Annotated in this window: 16 protein-coding genes; 7 read left to right on the plus strand and 9 right to left on the minus strand. The window is 69.0% G+C overall.

Going from position 1 to position 17,669, the window contains the following annotated elements:
• Positions 1-38: 38 nt before the first annotated feature.
• From KK087_RS01360 to KK087_RS01375, 4 genes are all read left to right on the plus strand, one after another.
• Positions 39-983 (plus strand): carbohydrate ABC transporter permease, encoded by a 945-nt coding sequence (locus tag KK087_RS01360; RefSeq protein WP_027466150.1) that lies wholly within the window; start codon positions 39-41, stop codon positions 981-983.
• A complete protein-coding gene (locus tag KK087_RS01365; RefSeq protein ID WP_027466151.1) occupies positions 980-1,951 on the plus strand; it encodes a carbohydrate ABC transporter permease in 972 nt (323 codons plus the stop codon). The genes KK087_RS01360 and KK087_RS01365 overlap by 4 nt, the downstream gene beginning before the upstream one ends.
• Positions 1,952-2,047: 96 nt before the next feature.
• Positions 2,048-3,382: an ABC transporter substrate-binding protein gene (locus KK087_RS01370; RefSeq protein ID WP_214563957.1), complete on the plus strand. Its 1,335-nt coding sequence runs from the start codon at positions 2,048-2,050 to the stop codon at positions 3,380-3,382.
• A 104-nt stretch (positions 3,383-3,486) separates the two neighbouring features.
• Positions 3,487-5,316 carry a glycoside hydrolase family 35 protein gene (locus KK087_RS01375; RefSeq protein ID WP_214563958.1) on the plus strand — a complete coding sequence of 610 codons (1,830 nt, stop codon included), beginning with the start codon at positions 3,487-3,489 and terminating at the stop codon, positions 5,314-5,316.
• A gap of 103 nt (positions 5,317-5,419) precedes the next feature.
• On the opposite strand, the gene KK087_RS01380 is transcribed toward KK087_RS01375, so the two are convergent.
• The gene (locus KK087_RS01380) at positions 5,420-5,884 is read right to left on the minus strand and encodes a hypothetical protein (protein ID WP_214531088.1); all 465 of its coding nucleotides are present in this window, start codon (positions 5,882-5,884) and stop codon (positions 5,420-5,422) included.
• On the minus strand, positions 5,881-6,180 hold the full coding sequence (locus KK087_RS01385; protein WP_214563959.1) for a biopolymer transporter Tol: 300 nt from the start codon (positions 6,178-6,180) through the stop codon (positions 5,881-5,883). The genes KK087_RS01380 and KK087_RS01385 overlap by 4 nt, the downstream gene beginning before the upstream one ends.
• A 44-nt stretch (positions 6,181-6,224) precedes the next feature.
• Between KK087_RS01385 and KK087_RS01390 the strand changes: the two genes are divergently transcribed.
• Positions 6,225-7,298, plus strand: coding sequence for a spore photoproduct lyase family protein (locus KK087_RS01390; protein ID WP_214563960.1), 1,074 nt, complete (start codon positions 6,225-6,227; stop codon positions 7,296-7,298).
• A gap of 14 nt (positions 7,299-7,312) precedes the next feature.
• On the opposite strand, the gene KK087_RS01395 is transcribed toward KK087_RS01390, so the two are convergent.
• Together KK087_RS01395 and KK087_RS01400 are read right to left on the minus strand one after the other, a co-directional pair.
• Positions 7,313-8,413 (minus strand): SDR family oxidoreductase, encoded by a 1,101-nt coding sequence (locus tag KK087_RS01395; RefSeq protein WP_214563961.1) that lies wholly within the window; start codon positions 8,411-8,413, stop codon positions 7,313-7,315.
• Between the two features lie 37 nt (positions 8,414-8,450).
• The gene (locus tag KK087_RS01400; RefSeq protein ID WP_250893350.1) at positions 8,451-8,762 is read right to left on the minus strand and encodes a DUF3253 domain-containing protein; all 312 of its coding nucleotides are present in this window, start codon (positions 8,760-8,762) and stop codon (positions 8,451-8,453) included.
• 168 nt (positions 8,763-8,930) lie between these two features.
• On the opposite strand from KK087_RS01400, the gene KK087_RS01405 reads away from it, so the two are divergent.
• Positions 8,931-10,271: an alpha-amylase family glycosyl hydrolase gene (locus KK087_RS01405; protein WP_307859914.1), complete on the plus strand. Its 1,341-nt coding sequence runs from the start codon at positions 8,931-8,933 to the stop codon at positions 10,269-10,271.
• A gap of 69 nt (positions 10,272-10,340) precedes the next feature.
• Here the strand turns inward: KK087_RS01405 and mmsB are convergent, their stop codons facing one another.
• From mmsB to chvE, 3 genes are all read right to left on the minus strand, one after another.
• Positions 10,341-11,522: a multiple monosaccharide ABC transporter permease gene (mmsB, locus tag KK087_RS01410; RefSeq protein WP_214531097.1), complete on the minus strand. Its 1,182-nt coding sequence runs from the start codon at positions 11,520-11,522 to the stop codon at positions 10,341-10,343.
• A complete protein-coding gene (mmsA, locus tag KK087_RS01415) occupies positions 11,509-13,059 on the minus strand; it encodes a multiple monosaccharide ABC transporter ATP-binding protein (protein WP_214531099.1) in 1,551 nt (516 codons plus the stop codon). Before mmsA ends, mmsB begins: the two co-directional genes overlap by 14 nt.
• 105 nt (positions 13,060-13,164) lie before the next feature.
• Complete coding sequence (gene chvE / locus KK087_RS01420) at positions 13,165-14,295, minus strand: multiple monosaccharide ABC transporter substrate-binding protein (RefSeq protein ID WP_214531101.1); 1,131 nt, start codon at positions 14,293-14,295, stop codon at positions 13,165-13,167.
• 179 nt (positions 14,296-14,474) lie between these two features.
• On the opposite strand from chvE, the gene KK087_RS01425 reads away from it, so the two are divergent.
• Positions 14,475-15,524, plus strand: a complete 1,050-nt coding sequence (locus KK087_RS01425; protein WP_214531103.1) for a LacI family DNA-binding transcriptional regulator — start codon at positions 14,475-14,477, stop codon at positions 15,522-15,524.
• A gap of 199 nt (positions 15,525-15,723) precedes the next feature.
• On the opposite strand, the gene KK087_RS01430 is transcribed toward KK087_RS01425, so the two are convergent.
• Together KK087_RS01430 and KK087_RS01435 are read right to left on the minus strand one after the other, a co-directional pair.
• Positions 15,724-16,677 (minus strand): carbohydrate ABC transporter permease, encoded by a 954-nt coding sequence (locus KK087_RS01430; protein WP_214543984.1) that lies wholly within the window; start codon positions 16,675-16,677, stop codon positions 15,724-15,726.
• 4 nt (positions 16,678-16,681) lie between these two features.
• Entirely contained in the window at positions 16,682-17,650 is a 969-nt protein-coding gene (locus KK087_RS01435) for a carbohydrate ABC transporter permease (protein ID WP_214563962.1), read from the minus strand.
• Positions 17,651-17,669: the final 19 nt, after the last annotated feature.

Raw genomic sequence — 17,669 nt, forward strand, 5'->3', positions numbered from 1 at the left:
GACATCGACCGCCCGAACGCAGCAGACGAAGGAGTCACATGAGCACGCTCGCAGCGCGCCCCGGTGAGGCAGCACCGCGCCCCACCGCCGAGCGCCCCGCCGGCCGGCGCCCCAAGCCGCGGGGTCGGTTCACCGGCTGGCTGTTCGTCGGCCCGTTCGTCGTCGTCCTGGTCCTGATGCTCATCGTGCCGATCGGCTACGCGCTCTGGCTCAGCCTGTTCCGCGACCAGCTCATCGGCGGCAACCAGTTCGTCTGGTTCGCCAACTACGTGCAGCTCTTCCAGGACGCCAAGTTCTGGTCCGGCTTCGGTCGGGTCGCGATCTTCCTGGTCGTCCAGGTGCCGATCATGCTCGGTCTCGCGCTCGTCGCCGCCCTGGCACTCGACAGCGCCCGACTGTGGGGGACGAGCTTCTTCCGCATCGCGGTGTTCCTGCCCTACGCCGTCCCCGGAGTCGTCGCCGCCCTGATCTGGGGCTTCATCTACGGGAACCAGTTCGGTCTGACGGGCGCCGCGAACGACGCCCTCGGCATCGACCTGCTGCAGCCGTTCAGCCCGAGCTGGGTCCTCACGTCGATCGGCAACGTGGTCACGTGGGAGTTCCTCGGCTACAACATGCTGATCTTCTACGCCGCACTCCGCACCGTCCCCGGTGAGCTGTACGAGGCGGCCGAGCTCGACGGTGCCGGCCCGATGCGCACGGTGTTCTCGATCAAGCTCCCGGCGCTCCGCGGCCCGATGGTCATCGCCACGATCTTCTCGATCATCGGTAGCTTCCAGCTCTTCAACGAGCCGAACCTGCTCAAGACGCTCGCCCCGAACGTCATCGGCAGCGCCTTCACCCCGAACATGTACGCCTACTCGCTGTCCTTCAGCGGCCAGCAGTTCAACTACTCCGCCACGGTCGCGATCGTGATGGGCGTGATCACCGCGGTGATCGCCTACGTCGTCCAGGTCCGCGGCACCCGCGAGGAGAACCGATGAGCACCATCCAGCACCCCGCCGGGCCCGCAGCGGCCACGGTGACCGAGGCGACCACGACGCAACGTGCGCCGCGCACCCGCTCGATCCGCGCCTCCCGGCAGCTCCGCACCGCGGAAGGCGGACGCAAGCCGAAGCGTTCCGGCCTGCTCACCGCGGTCATGGTCGTCTTCGTCGTGTACTCGTTCGCGCCGCTGTTCTACCTGCTCGTGAACAGCACGAAGACGCAGGCGTCGCTGCTCTCCACGTTCGGTCTGTGGTTCGGCGGGGACTTCAACCTCTGGCAGAACATCGTCGACACGCTGACGTACAACGACGGCATCTTCCTGCAGTGGTTCGGCAACACGCTGCTCTACGTCGTCGTCGGTGCCGGCGGGGCCACCCTGCTCGCCACCGTCGCGGGCTACGGCATGGCGAAGTTCCAGTTCCCCGGTCGCCGCGCGGTCTTCGCCGTCGTCCTCGGGGCCATCGCGGTCCCCGGTACGGCCCTGGCGGTCCCGACCTTCCTGCTGTTCTCGCAGGTCGGCCTGACCAACACCCCGTGGGCGATCATCCTGCCCTCGCTGATCAGCCCGTTCGGCATGTACCTGATCTGGACCTACGCGGTGGACGCGATCCCGGCCGAACTGCTCGAGGCCGCCCGCATGGACGGCGCCGGTGAGTTCCGGATCTTCTTCACGATCGCGCTCCGCCTGCTCGCGCCCGGTGTCGTCACCGTCCTGCTGTTCGCGGTCGTCGCCACCTGGAACAACTACTTCCTGCCGCTCATCATGCTGAGCGATCCGAAGTGGTACCCGCTGACGGTCGGCCTGAACCAGTGGAACGCGCAGGCCACCGGGTCCGGCGCGCAGCCGATCTACAACCTCGTCGTCACGGGATCGCTCCTCACGATCATCCCGATCGTGGTCGCGTTCCTCTTCCTCCAGCGCTTCTGGCAGTCCGGCCTCGCGGCCGGGTCGGTCAAGGCCTGATCCCTTGGACGGGAGGCCCGTGGCGACCCCGCCCCTGTCCTCCGGTCCGGCACACAGCAGCACCACCCCCTCCACGAAGAAGTGAAAGGCACTCCCATGAACAAGCGTCTCCGGCGCGGGCTCAGCGCCCTCGCCATCGGCGTCACCGCCGCGATCGCCCTCGCCGCGTGCGCCTCCGGCGGCTCCGGCTCCGGCGGATCGGCCGACGACATCGACAAGGCCCTGCAGGACGGTGGCACCCTGACCTACTGGTCGTGGACCCCGTCGGCGAAGGCCCAGGTCGCCGCGTTCGAGAAGCAGTACCCCAAGGTGAAGGTCAAGCTCGTCAACGCCGGCACCGGTGCCGACCAGTACACGAAGCTGCAGAACACGATCAAGGCCGGCTCGGGCGCCCCAGACGTCGCCCAGGTCGAGTACTACGCCCTGCCGCAGTTCGCCCTGTCCGAGTCGCTGCTCGACCTGTCGAGCTACGGCTTCGACTCGCTCGAGAAGGACTTCGCGAAGAGCACCTGGAGGTCGGTGTCGATCGACGGCAAGGTCTACGGCCTGCCGCAGGACTCCGGCCCCATGGCGCTGTTCTACAACAAGAAGGTCTTCGACGAGCACGACATCGCCGTGCCGAAGACGTGGGACGAGTACGTCACCGCGGCCAAGAAGCTGCACGAGGCGGACCCGAAGGCCTACATCGCGGCGGACTCCGGCGACGCCGGCTTCACCACGAGCATGATCGCCCAGGCCGGTGGCACCCCCTTCACCACCGACGGTGACAAGGTGACCATCAACCTGCAGGACGAGGGCACCAAGAAGTGGACGAGCACCTGGAACGAGCTCGTCGAGCAGGGCCTGCTGTCGAAGACGGTCGGCTGGACCGACGACTGGTACAAGCAGCTCGGCAACGGCGAGATCGCCACGATGATCACCGGCGCCTGGATGCCCGGCAACCTGGAGTCCGGCGTCGCCCAGGCCTCCGGTGACTGGCGCGTCGCCCCGATGCCGACCTACGACGGTGGCGCCGCCCAGACCGCGAACAACGGCGGCAGCGCCCAGGTCGTCATGAAGCAGTCGAAGAACCCGGCACTCGCCGCGGGCTTCCTCAAGTGGCTGAACTCCTCGAAGGAGTCGACGAAGGTCTTCATGGAGTCCGGCGGCTTCCCGTCGACCACCGCTGACCTCGACTCGGCGGCCTTCCTCGACGAGAAGCCGGAGTACTTCGGCGGCCAGCAGATCAACAAGGTGCTCGTCGACGCGTCGAAGTCCTCGGACAACGACTTCACCTACCTGCCGTACCAGGTGTACGCGAACAGCGTCTACGCCGACACCGTCGGTCAGGCGTACGAGAACGGCACCTCGCTCGACGCCGGTCTCGAGGCGTGGCAGAAGGCCCTCGCCAAGTACGGCGAGGACCAGGGCTTCACCGTCTCGTCGAAGTAGTTCGACAGCATCCCCGCGGGGCCGTGCGGACACGTCCGCACGGCCCCGCTCCACGCCTGGCCCGGCTCCACGCCCGGCCTGGCCGGCAACGAAAGAATGACACCATGCGCTTCGCCATCGGCGACACCGACTTCCTGCTCGACGGCGAGCCGCACCGGGTCCTGTCCGGCGCGATCCACTACTTCCGCGTGCACCCCGACCTGTGGGCCGACCGGATCCGCAAGGCGAAGCTGATGGGCCTCAACACCATCGAGACCTACGTCGCCTGGAACGCGCACGCGCCGTCGCCCGGGGTGTTCGACCTGTCGGGTGGCCTGGACCTCGGCCGCTTCCTCGACCTGATCGCCGCCGAGGGCATGCACGCCATCGTCCGCCCGGGCCCCTACATCTGTGCCGAGTGGACGAACGGCGGTCTGCCGTACTGGCTCTTCGCCGACGGCTCCGTGGGCGTCCGACGCAACGAGCCCGGGTTCCTCGCAGCGGTCCAGACGTACCTGCAGCAGCTGGCCCCCGTGCTGGTCCCGCGACAGATCGACCAGGGCGGGCCCGTCGTCCTGGTGCAGGTCGAGAACGAGTACGGCGCCTACGGCTCCGACCCCGAGTACCTGCGCGCACTCGAGCAGATGCACCGCGACATCGGGCTCACCGTCCCCTTCACGAGCGTCGACCAGCCGATGGGCACGATGCTCGAGGACGGCTCGCTGCCGTCGCTGCACAAGACCGGATCGTTCGGCTCACGCTCCGCCGCCCGGCTCGAGCGCCTGCGGCAGGCCCAGCCGACCGGGCCCCTGATGTGCTCGGAGTTCTGGGACGGCTGGTTCGACAGCTGGGGCGAGCACCACCACACCACGCCGGCGTCCGCCAGCGCCGAGGACCTCGACGTCCTGCTCGCCGCCGGCGGCTCGGTCAACATCTACATGTTCCACGGCGGGACGAACTTCGGCTTCACCAACGGCGCGAACGACAAGGGCGTCTACCGCCCGATCGCGACGTCGTACGACTACGACGCCCCGCTCGACGAGGCCGGTCGGCCGACGGAGAAGTTCCACGCCTTCCGCGCGGTGATCGCGCGCTACGCGCCCGTCCCGCCGCTGCCCGCAACGATGGAGCCGGGTGGGTCGGGTCGGCTCACGTCCGGCGCGTCGAACGGAGTCGGTCTGGAGGCCCGGATCACCCCCGCCACGGACCTCGCCGTCCGCCTGGACCGGGTCGCGTCGCTCCGCTCCCTGCTGCCCACGCTCACGACGTGGTCCGCGCACGACGAGCCGCCGACCTTCGACGCCCTCGGGGCCGCGAGCGGCTTCGTCGCGTACCGCGCCGAGGTCGACCTGCCCGCCGGAGGGGTGCTGACCGTCGGTACCGAGGTGCGCGACCGCGCGATCGTGTCGGTCGACGGTGTCGTCGTCGGGGTCCTGGAGCGCGAACACCACGACCGTGCCGTCACCCTGCCGCCGGTGACCTGCACGCTCGAGCTCCTCGTCGAGGACCAGGGCCGCGTGGACTACGGCGTCCGCATCGGGGAGCCGAAGGGCCTGATCGGGGGTGTCTCGATCGACGGGGTGCCGGTGGCCCGGTGGACCGTGTCGCCGCTCGCACTCGACCCACTCGCCCCGGCCGCGCTGTCGGCGCTGTCCGAGGTCGCTCCGACCGGTGGCAACGTGCTCGCCGGGCCGACGTTCGCCGCTGGTTCGTTCGAGCTCGACACCGTCGACGACCGGTACCTGTCGCTCGACGGATTCCGGAAGGGTGTCGCCTGGGTCAACGGGTTCTGCCTCGGTCGGTACTGGTCGCGAGGCCCGCAGCAGACCCTGGCGATCCCGGGTCCGGTGCTCCGCCACGGTCGCAACGAGCTCGTCGTGCTCGAACTGCACGCCGCCGCGTCCCGCACCGCGTGCCTGCTCGTCGAGCCCGACCTGGGGCACACCGAGGCCTAGTCGGGCGCGCGGCCTGGTCGAATCAGGCGTACCTGGTCGAATCGGGCGTACCTGGTCGGAAGTTTCGACCAGGTACGCCCGATTCTGCTTCCCAGCGCGGGCGTCATGGGACGTTTCGGACCTCGCGAGCCGCCGCCCACGCTCGAACTTCGAGGAGTGCCTCGCGTCGCCACCGCCAGAGCGGAGCGAACTTCGTGCCGTCGTCCTCCCGCGCTCGGGTCAGCAGCCAGATCTGCCGTCGGTGTTCGGCCCCGTGATCGTCGCGCCACTCGACGAACGCGTCGTCGAGCACCGTCGTGATCTCCGCACGTGGTGCCGTCCACGACACGAAGAAGCCCGAGTACCGGAGGCTGTCGTCGGACAGATGCACGGCGACGTACCGGGTCCTGGCCGTCGCCCAGATCCCACCGGCGATGAAGGCGGCACCGAGGATGAAGACGAACACCCTTGCCGATGCTCCGGGCACGAAGGCCACGCTCGCGAGTGTGACTCCGGTCCCGATGATCACCGGGCCGAAGACGACGGCGGTCAGAATGCGGTCCAGGCGAGGTGGACGGATCGTGGTCACGGCAGGGCGTCCAGGTCGGCGAGGGCGCGCTCGGCGTCGGCGATCCGGTCGGCCTCGGGGCGGGACCACCACTCGGGGCCGCGTTCGCCCAGTCCGTGCTTGGCCAGGCCGTTCTGGTGGCGCGCTGCCGCCAGGGCCTCGTCGTCGCCCGCGCGCTTCGCGGTCTTCACGGCGTTGCGCCCGCGCCCCAGGTGGGAGCGGAGTGCGGCGGCGAGTTCCTCGGGCAGGACGGGGTCGGTGCGGCGCCAGCGTCGGCCGTCCACGACGAAGAAGTGGTCGTCGGGTTCGGCGGTCATGGTCCGAGTCTGCACCGTCGGTGGTGCCGGGTAGACAGGAGCCGATGAGCCACGAACGCGTCCGCCCGATGCTCGACGTCCGACGCATCTACGCGGAGCCGACCGCCCTCGAACTGCAGCGCGGGCAGGAGATCGTCGGGCGCTGGCCGGACGCCGAGATCGTCCCGGTCGAGTCGCACTGGAACATCCCCGAGGTGCACGGCGACGAACGGAACGTCCAGCGCTGGGTGCGGATCAAGACCGAGGCGCTCGTGCTCGGCGTGAAGAAGTCGCTGGTGACCCGGCCGAACGGTCGCTCCGCCGACTTCATCGCACCGTCCACCGCGAACGGCTGCGCGATGGCGTGTGCCTACTGCTACGTGCCGCGGCGCAAGGGCTACAGCAACCCGGTCACGGTGTTCGCGAACATCGACCAGATCACCAAGCACGTGGCTCGGAACATCGCCAAGCAGGGGCCGAAGACCGAACCGAACCAGTGCGACCCGGAGTCCTGGGTCTACGACATCGGCGAGAACAGCGACTGCTCGGTCGACGCGATGATCAGCGACAACGTCCGCGACCTCTGCGACCTGTTCCGGATGACGCCGACGGCCAAGGCCTCGTTCGCCACGAAGTACGTCAACCGCGACCTGCTCGACTGGGACCCGATGGGCCGGACCCGGATCCGTTTCTCGCTGATGCCGCACGAGACCGCGAAGGTCACCGACATCCGCACCAGCCCGATCGCCGAGCGGATCGCCGCGGTGAACGACTTCGTCGACGCCGGGTACGAGGTCCACCTGAACTTCTCGCCGGTCATCCTCACGCCGACGTGGGAGTCGGACTGGGCCGAGCTGCTCCGGCAGGTCGACGACGTGCTGTCCCCGGGCGCCAAGGCGCAGCTCGCGGCCGAGGTGATCTTCCTGACGCACAACCAACCCCTGCACGAGGTCAACCTCGGATGGCACCCCAAGGCCGAGGACCTGCTGTGGCGTCCGGACCTGCAGGAGCAGAAGGTGTCCCAGAACGGGGCCGTGAACGTGCGCTACCGGTCCGGCATGAAGGGGCAGCTCGTCGAGCGCTTCCGCGAACTCGTGGCCGAGCACCTGCCGTCCTGCCGGATCCGGTACGCCTTCTGACCGGCCCCGACCGATCAGGGGATGAGGCGGTCGGTCCGGTACCGGGCGAACAGGTCCGCGAAGGCCTGCTCGGTCCGGCGGAACGCCGTGAACCCGGCCTCACGGCTCTTGCCCATGTCTGTGACGACCTCCATCGCACGACCGAGGTCGGCATCGGTGTGCCACCACGAGACGAGCCGGGTGATGTCGGCCTCGGCGAGACCGTGGCGCTCGGCGATGCCGGCCCACTCGGACTCGTACGGCGCCATCTGCTCCTCGAGCGGTCGCGGAGCGTCCTGGTAGCCCACGACGCGCGCGGGGTCGACACCGAGGTGCGCGGCCAGGCGCGGCCACATCCAGCGCCAGCGGAAGACGTCACCGTTGACGATGTTGAACGGCTCGTCTGCACCCTCGGGTGACGTCGATGCCCACACCATGTGCTCGGCGAGGATGCCGGCGTCGGTCATGTCGGTCAGGCCGTTCCACTGGGCCTCGCTGCCCGGGAACACGAAGTCCAGGTCGAGTTCCTTCGCCAGCGTGGCCTGCACGGCGAGTGTGAGGCCCATGTTCATGGCGTTGCCGACCGCGTGCCCGATCACCGTGTGCGAGCGGTGCACGGACCAGGTGAACCCCTGGCGTTCGGCGGCTGCGAAGAGCTCGTCCTCTTGCGCGTAGTAGAAGTTCGGGGTGTCGAGGCGCGGTTCCTCTTCGTGGAAGGGGGTGTCGGGCATCTCGCCGGCGGCGTACGCCTCGAACGGGCCGAGGTAGTGCTTCAGGCCGGTGACCAGGGCGACGTGCTCGAGCGGAGCGTGCGACAGTGCCACGAGCAGGTCGCGGACCATGCCGCCGTTCACGCGGATGTTCTCCGCCTCGGTGTCCTGCCGCTGCCAGGCGGTGAAGAAGACGTGGGTCGGGTGTTCGTCGGCGAGTGCGGCCGCCAGGCTCTCGGGGTCGCGCAGGTCGGCTGCGACGGTCCTGACACCCTGTTCAGCGAGCGGTCGGCGGGAGAGCGCCGTCACGTCCCAGCCCAGATCGAGCAGGTGGCGCACCAGGGCGGAACCGGTGATGCCACTGGCTCCGACGACCAGGGCTTCGCGGCGGGCAGGGGTCGGTTCGGTCGATCCGGTTGCAGTCATCCCTCGATGCAACCCACGTTGGGCGACACGTGTTCCCTCAACGCGGACGGCGGATGCGGATCGGGCCCTTCGCGGTGGACGGGTCGACGACGGAACCGCCCTGGGTGATCTCGACCTCGCCCCGGGCGACCATCCGTCGTGCCGCCCGCCGAGCCGGCTCCATCAGCGGCCGCCAGTCGTCCGGGTCGAGCGAGCGTGCGACCTCGGACGGGCAGATGCTCGAGGTCCGTGCCCGGGCCGCGAGCAGTTCGTCGATGCGCTGCTCGAGGGCACGATCGGTGTCGTCGAGACCGTGCCGACGGCAGGCTCCCGAGCACCACTTCGTCTCCGGCGCCGCGGAGGACGGCATCCGACGACCGCACGAGGCACACGTCCGTTCGGCGTGTGCCGCCCCCGATGCCGAGGCATCGGCTTCCGTCCTGATCGCCCGTCCCATGGCCCCATCCTCGTCCTGCTCGGCAGGGCCGTACACAGCGACCACGCACACAGTCCAGGTGCGCCTGGCAGCATCGGAGCGGTGAACCCCGACACCGCGCCCGCCCGACCGTCCGAACCGGCCTGGGTGGAGCACGTGATGTGGTGGCACGTCTACCCGCTCGGCTTCGTCGGCGCCGAGGTCCGCCCCGCGTCACCGGTGGGGGAGCGTCCGCTCGAGCACCGCCTCGACCGCCTGACCGGGTGGCTCGACCACGTCGTCGACCTCGGTCTGAACGGCCTGCTGCTCGGTCCGGTGTTCGCGGCCTCGACGCACGGCTACGACACCGTGGACCACTTCCGCATCGACCCCCGGCTCGGTGACGACAGCGACTTCGACGCCCTCGTGGCCGCGGCGCACGAGCGGGGCGTGCGGGTGCTGCTCGACGGCGTCTTCAACCACGTGGGGCGTGAGCATCCTGCCTTCCGGGCCTTGGCCGAGCAGGGGCCGGAGGCGCCGACCGCCGACCTGTTCGCGATCGACTGGTCCGGGTGGCAGCCGGGGCAGCCCGTGCCCGTCGGACTGTTCGAGGGCCACGACATCCTCGTCGCACTGGACCACGGAAACCGCGCGACCGATGACCTCGTCGTCGAGGTGATGACGCACTGGCTGGCGCGCGGGGTCGACGGATGGCGGCTCGACGCGGCCTACGCGGTGCCGCCGGCGTTCTGGGCGCGGGTGCTGCCGCGTGTGCGGGAGCGGTTCCCGGACGCCTGGTTCAGCGGCGAGGTGATCCACGGGGACGCAGCGGTGATCGCGCAGGAGTCGACGATGGACTCGCTGACGCAGTACGAGCTCTGGCAGGGGATCTGGCACGGCATCGCGGATCGCAACGGTCACGAACTCGCGCACGCGATCGAGCGGCACGACGCCCTGCTCGCCACCTTCGCTCCGACCACCTTCGTCGGCAACCACGACGTCACCCGCATCGCCAGTGCTGTGGGGGAGCGGTTCGCTGGGCACGCCGCCGCCGTGCTCTTCACCGTGGCGGGGACCCCCGTGGTCTACGCCGGTGACGAGTACGGCTGGACCGCGGTGAAGGAGGAACGCGAGGGCGGCGACGACGCGGTCCGACCGGAGTTCCCGGCCGAGGCGCCGGAGCCGACCGCCCTGACCCACGCGTACGAGGCCCTCATCGCCCTGCGCCGCCGGAACCCGTGGCTGCACCGGGCGCACACCGACGTCGTGCACCTGACCAACACCGCCGTGGTGCTGCGGACCGCGACGGCGGACGCCGCCGTGGTGACCGCCCTGAACCTGTCGGACGACCCCGTCGAGGTGCCCGTGGCCGACGCGACGCAGGTCGAGGCGGGCGGCGCCGATCTCGGGGACGGGACCCTGCGCCTCCCGGCCGGGGGTTGGGCCGTCCTGTCCCGATCGTGAGCAGAAACGGTCGGGTCCCCATCGAGGACCCGACCGATTCTGCTCGCCAAGCGAACAAGCGCGAACGCGCTACTTGCGCGCGGACGCCGCCCGGCGCTTGTTGAACACGTCGAACGCGACGGCGGCGAGCAGCACCAGGCCCTTGATGAGGGACTGGAACTCGGTGCCGACACCGAGGATCGACATGCCGTTGTTCAGGATGCCGATGATGAGACCACCGATGATGGCTCCCGGCACGGTGCCGATGCCACCGGTGACGGCCGCGCCACCGATGAACACCGCGGCGATGGCGTCGAGCTCGAAGCCGTTGCCCGCACTCGGCGAGGCGAGGTTGAGCTGGCCGGTGAAGACCACGCCGGCCAGGGCCGAGATGACACCCATGTTGACGAACAGCAGGAACGTGACCCGCTTCGTCTTCACACCGGACAGCTGCGCGGCGAGGGCGTTGCCACCGATCGCGTAGATGTGGCGGCCGAAGACGGCGCTCCGCATGATCAGCGAGTACACGACCACGAGCACACCGAGGATGACGAGCACGATCGGGGTGCCGTTGTAGCTGGCCAGCAGCAGCGCGATGTACATCACGAGCGCGACACCGAAGACGAGCTTCACGATGAACCACAGGAACGGCTCGGCCTCGAGCTGGTACTTGCGACGGGTGGCGCGCCCACGGAACGCGACGACGACCATGACGGCGGCCGCGGCGACGCCGAGGATCATCGTGAGGGGCTCGTAGCCGCTCGTGCCGAAGGCCGGCAGGAAGCCGGATCCGAGCGAGCGGAAGCCCGACGGGAACGGCGAGATCTGCTGGTTCTGCAGGGCGATCTGGGCGGCACCACGGAAGGCGAGCATGCCCGCCAGGGTCACGATGAACGCCGGGATCCCGAAGTAGGCGATCCAGAAGCCCTGCCAGGCGCCGACCAGGGCGCCGATGACGAGGCAGAGGACCACGGCGACGGGCCAGGGGAGGCCCCACTGCGTGATCATCACACCGGCCATGGCACCGGTGAAGGCGACGACCGACCCGACGGACAGGTCGATGTGCCCGGCGATGATGACCATCACCATGCCGATCGCGAGGATGAGGATGTAGCTGTTCTGGACGATCAGGTTCGAGACGTTGATCGGGGCCAGCGTGATGCCGTTCGTCGTCACCTGGAAGAAGATGACGATGACGATCAGCGCGATGAACAGGCCGATCTGTCGGAGCTGCCCGGTGAGGTAGCCGGCGGCGGACTTAAGCGCGTTCATTGACAGGGGTCTCCCGTTCCTGGGTCATGTACTGCATGAGGACCTCGGGTGTGGCCTCGGAGCGGGGCACATCAGCCGTGATGGTGCCCTCGGAGAGCGTGTAGATGCGGTCACAGATGCCGAGCAGTTCGGGGAGTTCGGAGGAGATCACGATGATCGCCTTCCCCTGGTCGGCGAGCTGGTTGATGATCGTGTAGATCTCGTACTTCGCGCCGACGTCGATGCCGCGCGTGGGTTCGTCGAGGATGAGCACGTCGGGGTCGGCGTACATCCACTTCGACAGCACGACCTTCTGCTGGTTGCCGCCGGAGAGCTTGCCGGTCAGCACGTCGACGTTCGGCGCCTTGATGTTCAGGTCCTTGAGGAACTTGCCGGCGACGGTCGTCTCGTGGGACGCGTTGACGAAGCCCCAGTTGGCGAGCTTGCCGAGCGCCGACCCGGAGACGTTCCGCTTGATGTCGTCGATCAGGTTCAGGCCGTAGCGCTTGCGGTCCTCGGTGACGTAGGCAATGCCGTTGTCGATGGCCTGCGTCACCGTGTGCGTCTTGATCGGGGTGCCCCGCTTGTAGACGGTGCCGCTGATCCCGGTGCCGTACGACTGCCCGAAGACGCTCATCGCGAGCTCGGTGCGTCCGGCACCCATCAGGCCCGCGATGCCGACGATCTCACCGGCGCGGACCGTAAGGTTGGCCTGGTGGATGATCTCGCGTGAGCCGTCGAGCGGGTGGTGGACGGTCCAGTCCTCGATCCGCAGGAGCTCCTCGCCGATGCGGGGCTCCCGGACGGGGTAGCGGGTGGACAGGTCGCGGCCGACCATGCCGCGGATGATCCGGTCCTCGGAGACCTCGTCGGCGTGCATGTCGAGCGTCTCGATCGTCTTGCCGTCGCGGATGATCGTGACCTTGTCCGCGATCGCCTTGATCTCGTTGAGCTTGTGGCTGATGATGATCGCCGTCATGCCCTCGGCCTGCAGCGAGCGGATGAGCTCGAGCAGGTGCGCGGAGTCGTCGTCGTTCAGGGCTGCCGTGGGCTCGTCGAGGATGAGGAGCTTCACCTGCTTCGACAGCGCCTTCGCGATCTCGACGAGCTGCTGCTTGCCGACACCGATGTCCACGATCTTCGTGACCGGGTTGTCCTTGAGACCGACGCGCTGCAGGAGCTCGGCCGCCGCCAGGTTCGTCTTGTTCCAGTCGATGAAGCCGCCCTTGGAGCGCTCGTTGCCGAGGAAGATGTTCTCCGCGATCGACAGGAACGGACTGAGCGCCAGCTCCTGGTGGATGATGACGACGCCGGCTGCCTCGGAGTCGTTGATGTTCGCGAACCGCACGGGTTCGCCGTCGAGCAGGATCTCGCCGTCGAAGGAACCGGCCGGGTACACGCCCGACAGCACCTTCATGAGCGTCGACTTGCCGGCGCCGTTCTCACCGCAGATCGCGTGGACCTGGCCACGCTCGACCTCGATGGAGACCCCCTGGAGCGCCTTGACGCCGGGGAACGTCTTGGTGATGTCACGCATCTCGAGGATGGTGTCCGTCACGTCGACCGCCTTCCGTAGTGCGCGCTCGCGGCGCGCAGGTGGAGACGGACTGGAGGCGCGGGGCGGGGTCGACCCGCGCCTCCGGTCCGACAGATGGGTTGCGACCTACTTCAGGTCGGCGTCGGTGTAGTAGCCCGAGTCGATGAGGACCTTCTGGTAGTTGTCCTTCGTGACGACCGTGGGCTGGAAGAGGAACGTCGGGACGACCTTGACCTTGTTGTCGTAGGTCTTCGTGTCGTTCACCTCCGGCTCCTTGCCGGCGAGCAGGTCCTCGGCCATCGACGCCGACTTCTCGGCGAGCTGGCGGGTGTCCTTGTAGATGGTCGAGTACTGCTGGCCCTCGACGATCGACTTCACGCTGGCGGCCTCGGCGTCCTGACCGGTGATGATCGGCAGGGGGCGGCTGTCGGTGCCGTAGCCGGCGCCCTGCAGCGCGGAGATGATGCCGATCGACATGCCGTCGTACGGCGAGAGGACGCCGTCGAGCTTCGTGCCGCCGGAGTACGACTTCGCGACGAGGTTCTGCATGCGGGACTTGGCGGTCGCCGGGTCCCACTGCTGCGTGGCGGCCTGCGTGAAGCCGTCCTGGCCGGAGCCGATGGTGATGGTGCCGTCCTCGATGTACGGCTTGAGGGTCTTCATCGCGCCGTTGAAGAAGAACGTGGCGTTGTTGTCGTCGGGCGAGCCGGCGAACACCTCGATGTTGAACGGACCCTTCTCGTCCGTCTCCTTGCCGTCCTCGTCGAGCACGCCGAGGCCGGTGAGCAGGCTGTTCGCCTGGTCGACGCCGACCTTCTCGTTGTCGAACGACACGTAGTAGTCGACGTTCTTGTTGCCGGTGAGCAGGCGGTCGTAGGAGATCACCTTGATGCCGGCCTTGGCGGCGGCGTCGAGCTGGTCGGACAGCGAACCGCCGTCGATCGACGCGACGATCAGGACCTTCGCGCCCTTGGTGATCATGTTGCTGACCTGCTGGACCTGCTGCGGGATCTTGTTGTCCGCGTACTCGAGGTCGACCTTGTAGCCGGCCTTCTCGAGGTCGCTCTTGACGGCGTCGCCGTCCTTGATCCACCGCTCGGAGACCTTGGTGGGCATCGCGACGCCGACCAGGGCGCCCTTGTTCGAGTCGCCGCTGTCGCCGCCCTCGGTGGATGCACGGCCGCCGGCCGAGCAGGCTGCCAGCGAGATCGCGATGCCGACGGCTGCGACGCCCGCGATGATCCTGCGCTTCATCATCGAAGTACCTCTGTTCCTTCGCGTCGTCCTCGACGCCTCGGGTGCCGGGGCTGCTGTGCCCCGTGGGATGCGCTCGTGTGAGCGCTCACATCTTGTGGGTTCCGTGACGGGGTGTCAACTCAACACCGCCGTTTCGTGATCTTGCCGCGGTGCCCGGACCGAGCGGTACGGTTGGCGACGTGAGCACCACGACCGCCCCCGAGGGCAAGGGCGGCAAGCGCCGGAAGGCCCCGACGATCTTCGACGTCGCCGAACGCGCCGGCGTGTCCCACCAGACCGTCTCGCGCGTGATCAACGGCGACCCGACGGTCCGTGAGCAGTACCGGACGCAGGTCACCGACGCCGTCACCGCGCTCGGGTACCGGCCCCGCGCGGCCGCCCGGGCGCTCGCCGGGGGACGGAGCAAGGCGCTCGGCATCATCACCGCCGGCGACGCGCTGTACGGCCCGTCGAGCACCTCGATCGGCTTCGAACGGGCCGCCCGTTCGGCCGGGTACCACGTGCTGCTGTCGACCCTGCCCGAGGAACCGCGGCCGTCCGACCTGTCCGGTGCGCTCACCACACTGCTGGCGCAGGACGTCGCCGCGATCGTCCTGGTCGCCGCCGACAACCGGGTGCTCGACGCCCTCGCATCCCTCACCGTGCCGGTCACGGTCCCCGTCGTGGTGTCGAACGCGGTGCAGCGCGACGCCGTCCGGACCCCGGTCGCGCCGAGCGTCGCCGCCGTCGCGATCGACCAGGCTGCCGGCACCTCGCTCGTCATGCAGCACCTGTTCGACCGCGGGCACCGCCGGATCGTGCACATCGCCGGGCCGCACGTGTCCCAGGAGTCCGAGGTGCGCCGGGCGACGTACCTGCGGATCATGCAGGACGCCGGGCTCGAACCGGTCGTGCTCGAGGGCGACTGGACCCCGGCGAGCGGCTTCGCGGCTGCGCGGCACATCGACGTGACGACGGTGGACGCGGTCTTCGCGGGCAACGACCAGATGGCCCTCGGGGTCCTGCACGCCTTCGCCGACGAGGGACTGCGGGTTCCCGACGACATCGCGGTCGTGGGGTTCGACGACGTCCCCGAGGCCGCACACTTCACGCCGCCGCTGACCACCGTGCGGCAGGACTTCCGGGCGATGGGGGAGCGGGTGCTCGACACCGTGCGGGCCCTGGTCGAGGGGGAGCCCCGCGACGAGACGCTGCTCGCGCCCGAGCTGGTGGTGCGGCGCAGCACGTAGGCGGCCACGGTGCGGTGTTGTCCGGGTTGTGCGGGGTTCTTCCGTGCGCGGGGCCGCGGCGCACGGTGCGGTGTTGTACGGCCGGTGCGAGGTTGATCGCGCGGTGCGGCGCTACAGTCCCGCACCGAGCGGGCTACCCCGCACCGGCCGGGCAACTGCGCACGGTGCGACGGCGCACGACCCCGAGCTGACCCGACCGTCAGCCCTTCAACGCCCCGGACGACAGCCCGGCGACGTAGAACCGCTGCAACCCGACGTACAGCGCGATGCACGGGATCATCGCCACGACCGACCCGGCGACGAGGTTGCCGTACGACACCTGCCCGTACGCCCCGGTCTGCAGGTTGAGCAGCGCGACCGGCAGCGTGTACAGCGAGTCCTTCGTCAGGAACGTCAGGGCCCCGAGGAACTCCGTCCACGACGCCAGGAACGCGTACAGCGCCGCGGTCGCCGCCCCGGGCAGGAGCAGTGGGCGGAGCACCGACACGACGACCCGGAAGCGCGAGGCCCCGTCGACGAAGGCCGAGTCCTCGAGTTCGGTGGGGATCGACTCGAACGCGTTCCGCATCACGAAGACCCCGAACGGCAGGTTCACCGTCGTGTAGAACAGCACGAGCCCGAGCAGCGAGTTCGTCAGCCCCATCGCGTTCATCTCGAGGTACAGCGGCGTGAGGATGGCCTGGAACGGCACCATCATCGTCAGCAGCACCAGGCCGAACACGAGCCCGGCGCCCCGGAACCGGAAGCGCGCGAAGCCGTAGCCGGCCATCGTCGCGATGACCGCGGTCAGCACCGCCGTGGCGATCGACACGATGAGCGAGTTCACGACGCCGGTGAGCAGGTGCGACGACGAGGCGAACACGGCGGCGAAGTTCTGCCACCCGAGCTGGAAGAACGTCGCCGGGTCGGGGGCCTGCGTGATGACGGCCTCGGACTGGAACGCCCGCAGGATCGACCAGATGAGCGGGACGCCGAACACGAGCGCGGAACCGATGCCGGCGATCGCGTACAGGGTGCGCTTGACGGTGGTGTCGCGCGGGTGCTGGACGCTGCCCTGGTGGTGGCGCCGACGTCGGCCGTCGCCCGAGGTGGTGAGGGCCCGGGTGGACAGGTCCGGCGCCGCGAGGGCCGCACGGGAGGTCGTGGTGCTCATGGCGTCAGTCCTTCTCTCGCAGTGCCCAGAACTGGAACACCGTCACGGCGGCGATCACCACGACGAGGGCGATCGACTGGGCGGTCGCGGCCCCGAGCTGCAGGTTCACGAACCCGCGGTTGTAGATCGCGTTCACGATCGTGGTGGTCTCGGTGCCCGGCCCGCCCTGGGTCAGGATGTAGAACTGGTTGAAAGCGAGCAGCGAGCCGATCACCGAGATGATGACGCTCAGGGCGACGGTCGAGCGGATCATCGGGAACGTGATGAGGCGTTCGGTCTGCCACCACGACGCCCCCTCGAGCTGCGCCGACTCGTAGACCTCGTCGGGGACGCCCTGCATGGCCGACATGAGCAGCACCATGGTCAGCCCGGACACCGCCCAGACCACGAGGACGCAGATGAGCAGGGTCGCCAGCGGACCGTTCACGAGCCACGCGGTGCTGCCGTCGGTGAACCCGAGCCAGCGGAGCACCATGTTGACGGCCCCGGAGTTCGGCTGTGCCTCGAGCACGAGCATGAACGAGAGCGTCGTCAGCCCGACCACGTACGGCAGGAAGAACACCGTGCGCAGGACCGTGCTGCCACGGCGGCGGGCCCGGACGAGCACGGCGAGGAAGTACCCGAGCGCCAGGATCGGCAGGGTCACGATCGCCGTGTACAGCAGCGTGTAGCCGATCGCGTGCACGAACGTCGGGTCCTGGAACAGCGTCAGGTAGTTCTGCAGCCCGATGAACCGGTACGGGCCGATCAGGGGCCAGTTCGTGAACGAGATGTACAGCGCGAACACGAGCGGGACGAGCACGAAGACGGCGACGAACAGGATCGCCGGGGCGACGAGGACCGCGCCGGTGCGCGGCGGGTGGGTGAGCGAGTTGCGGGTCCTGACGGGGCCGCCACGCCCCGGGCGGCGGCCCACGGTGGGACGGCCCGCGCCGGTCCGGCCGGCGGGGCGCCGGGTGGAGATGGTCGACATGCGTGCACCTCTCTGTGCA

Origin of the sequence: Curtobacterium aurantiacum (assembly GCF_018598555.1) — a bacterium.
In the GTDB taxonomy this organism is placed as follows: Bacteria; Actinomycetota; Actinomycetes; order Actinomycetales; family Microbacteriaceae; genus Curtobacterium; species Curtobacterium aurantiacum.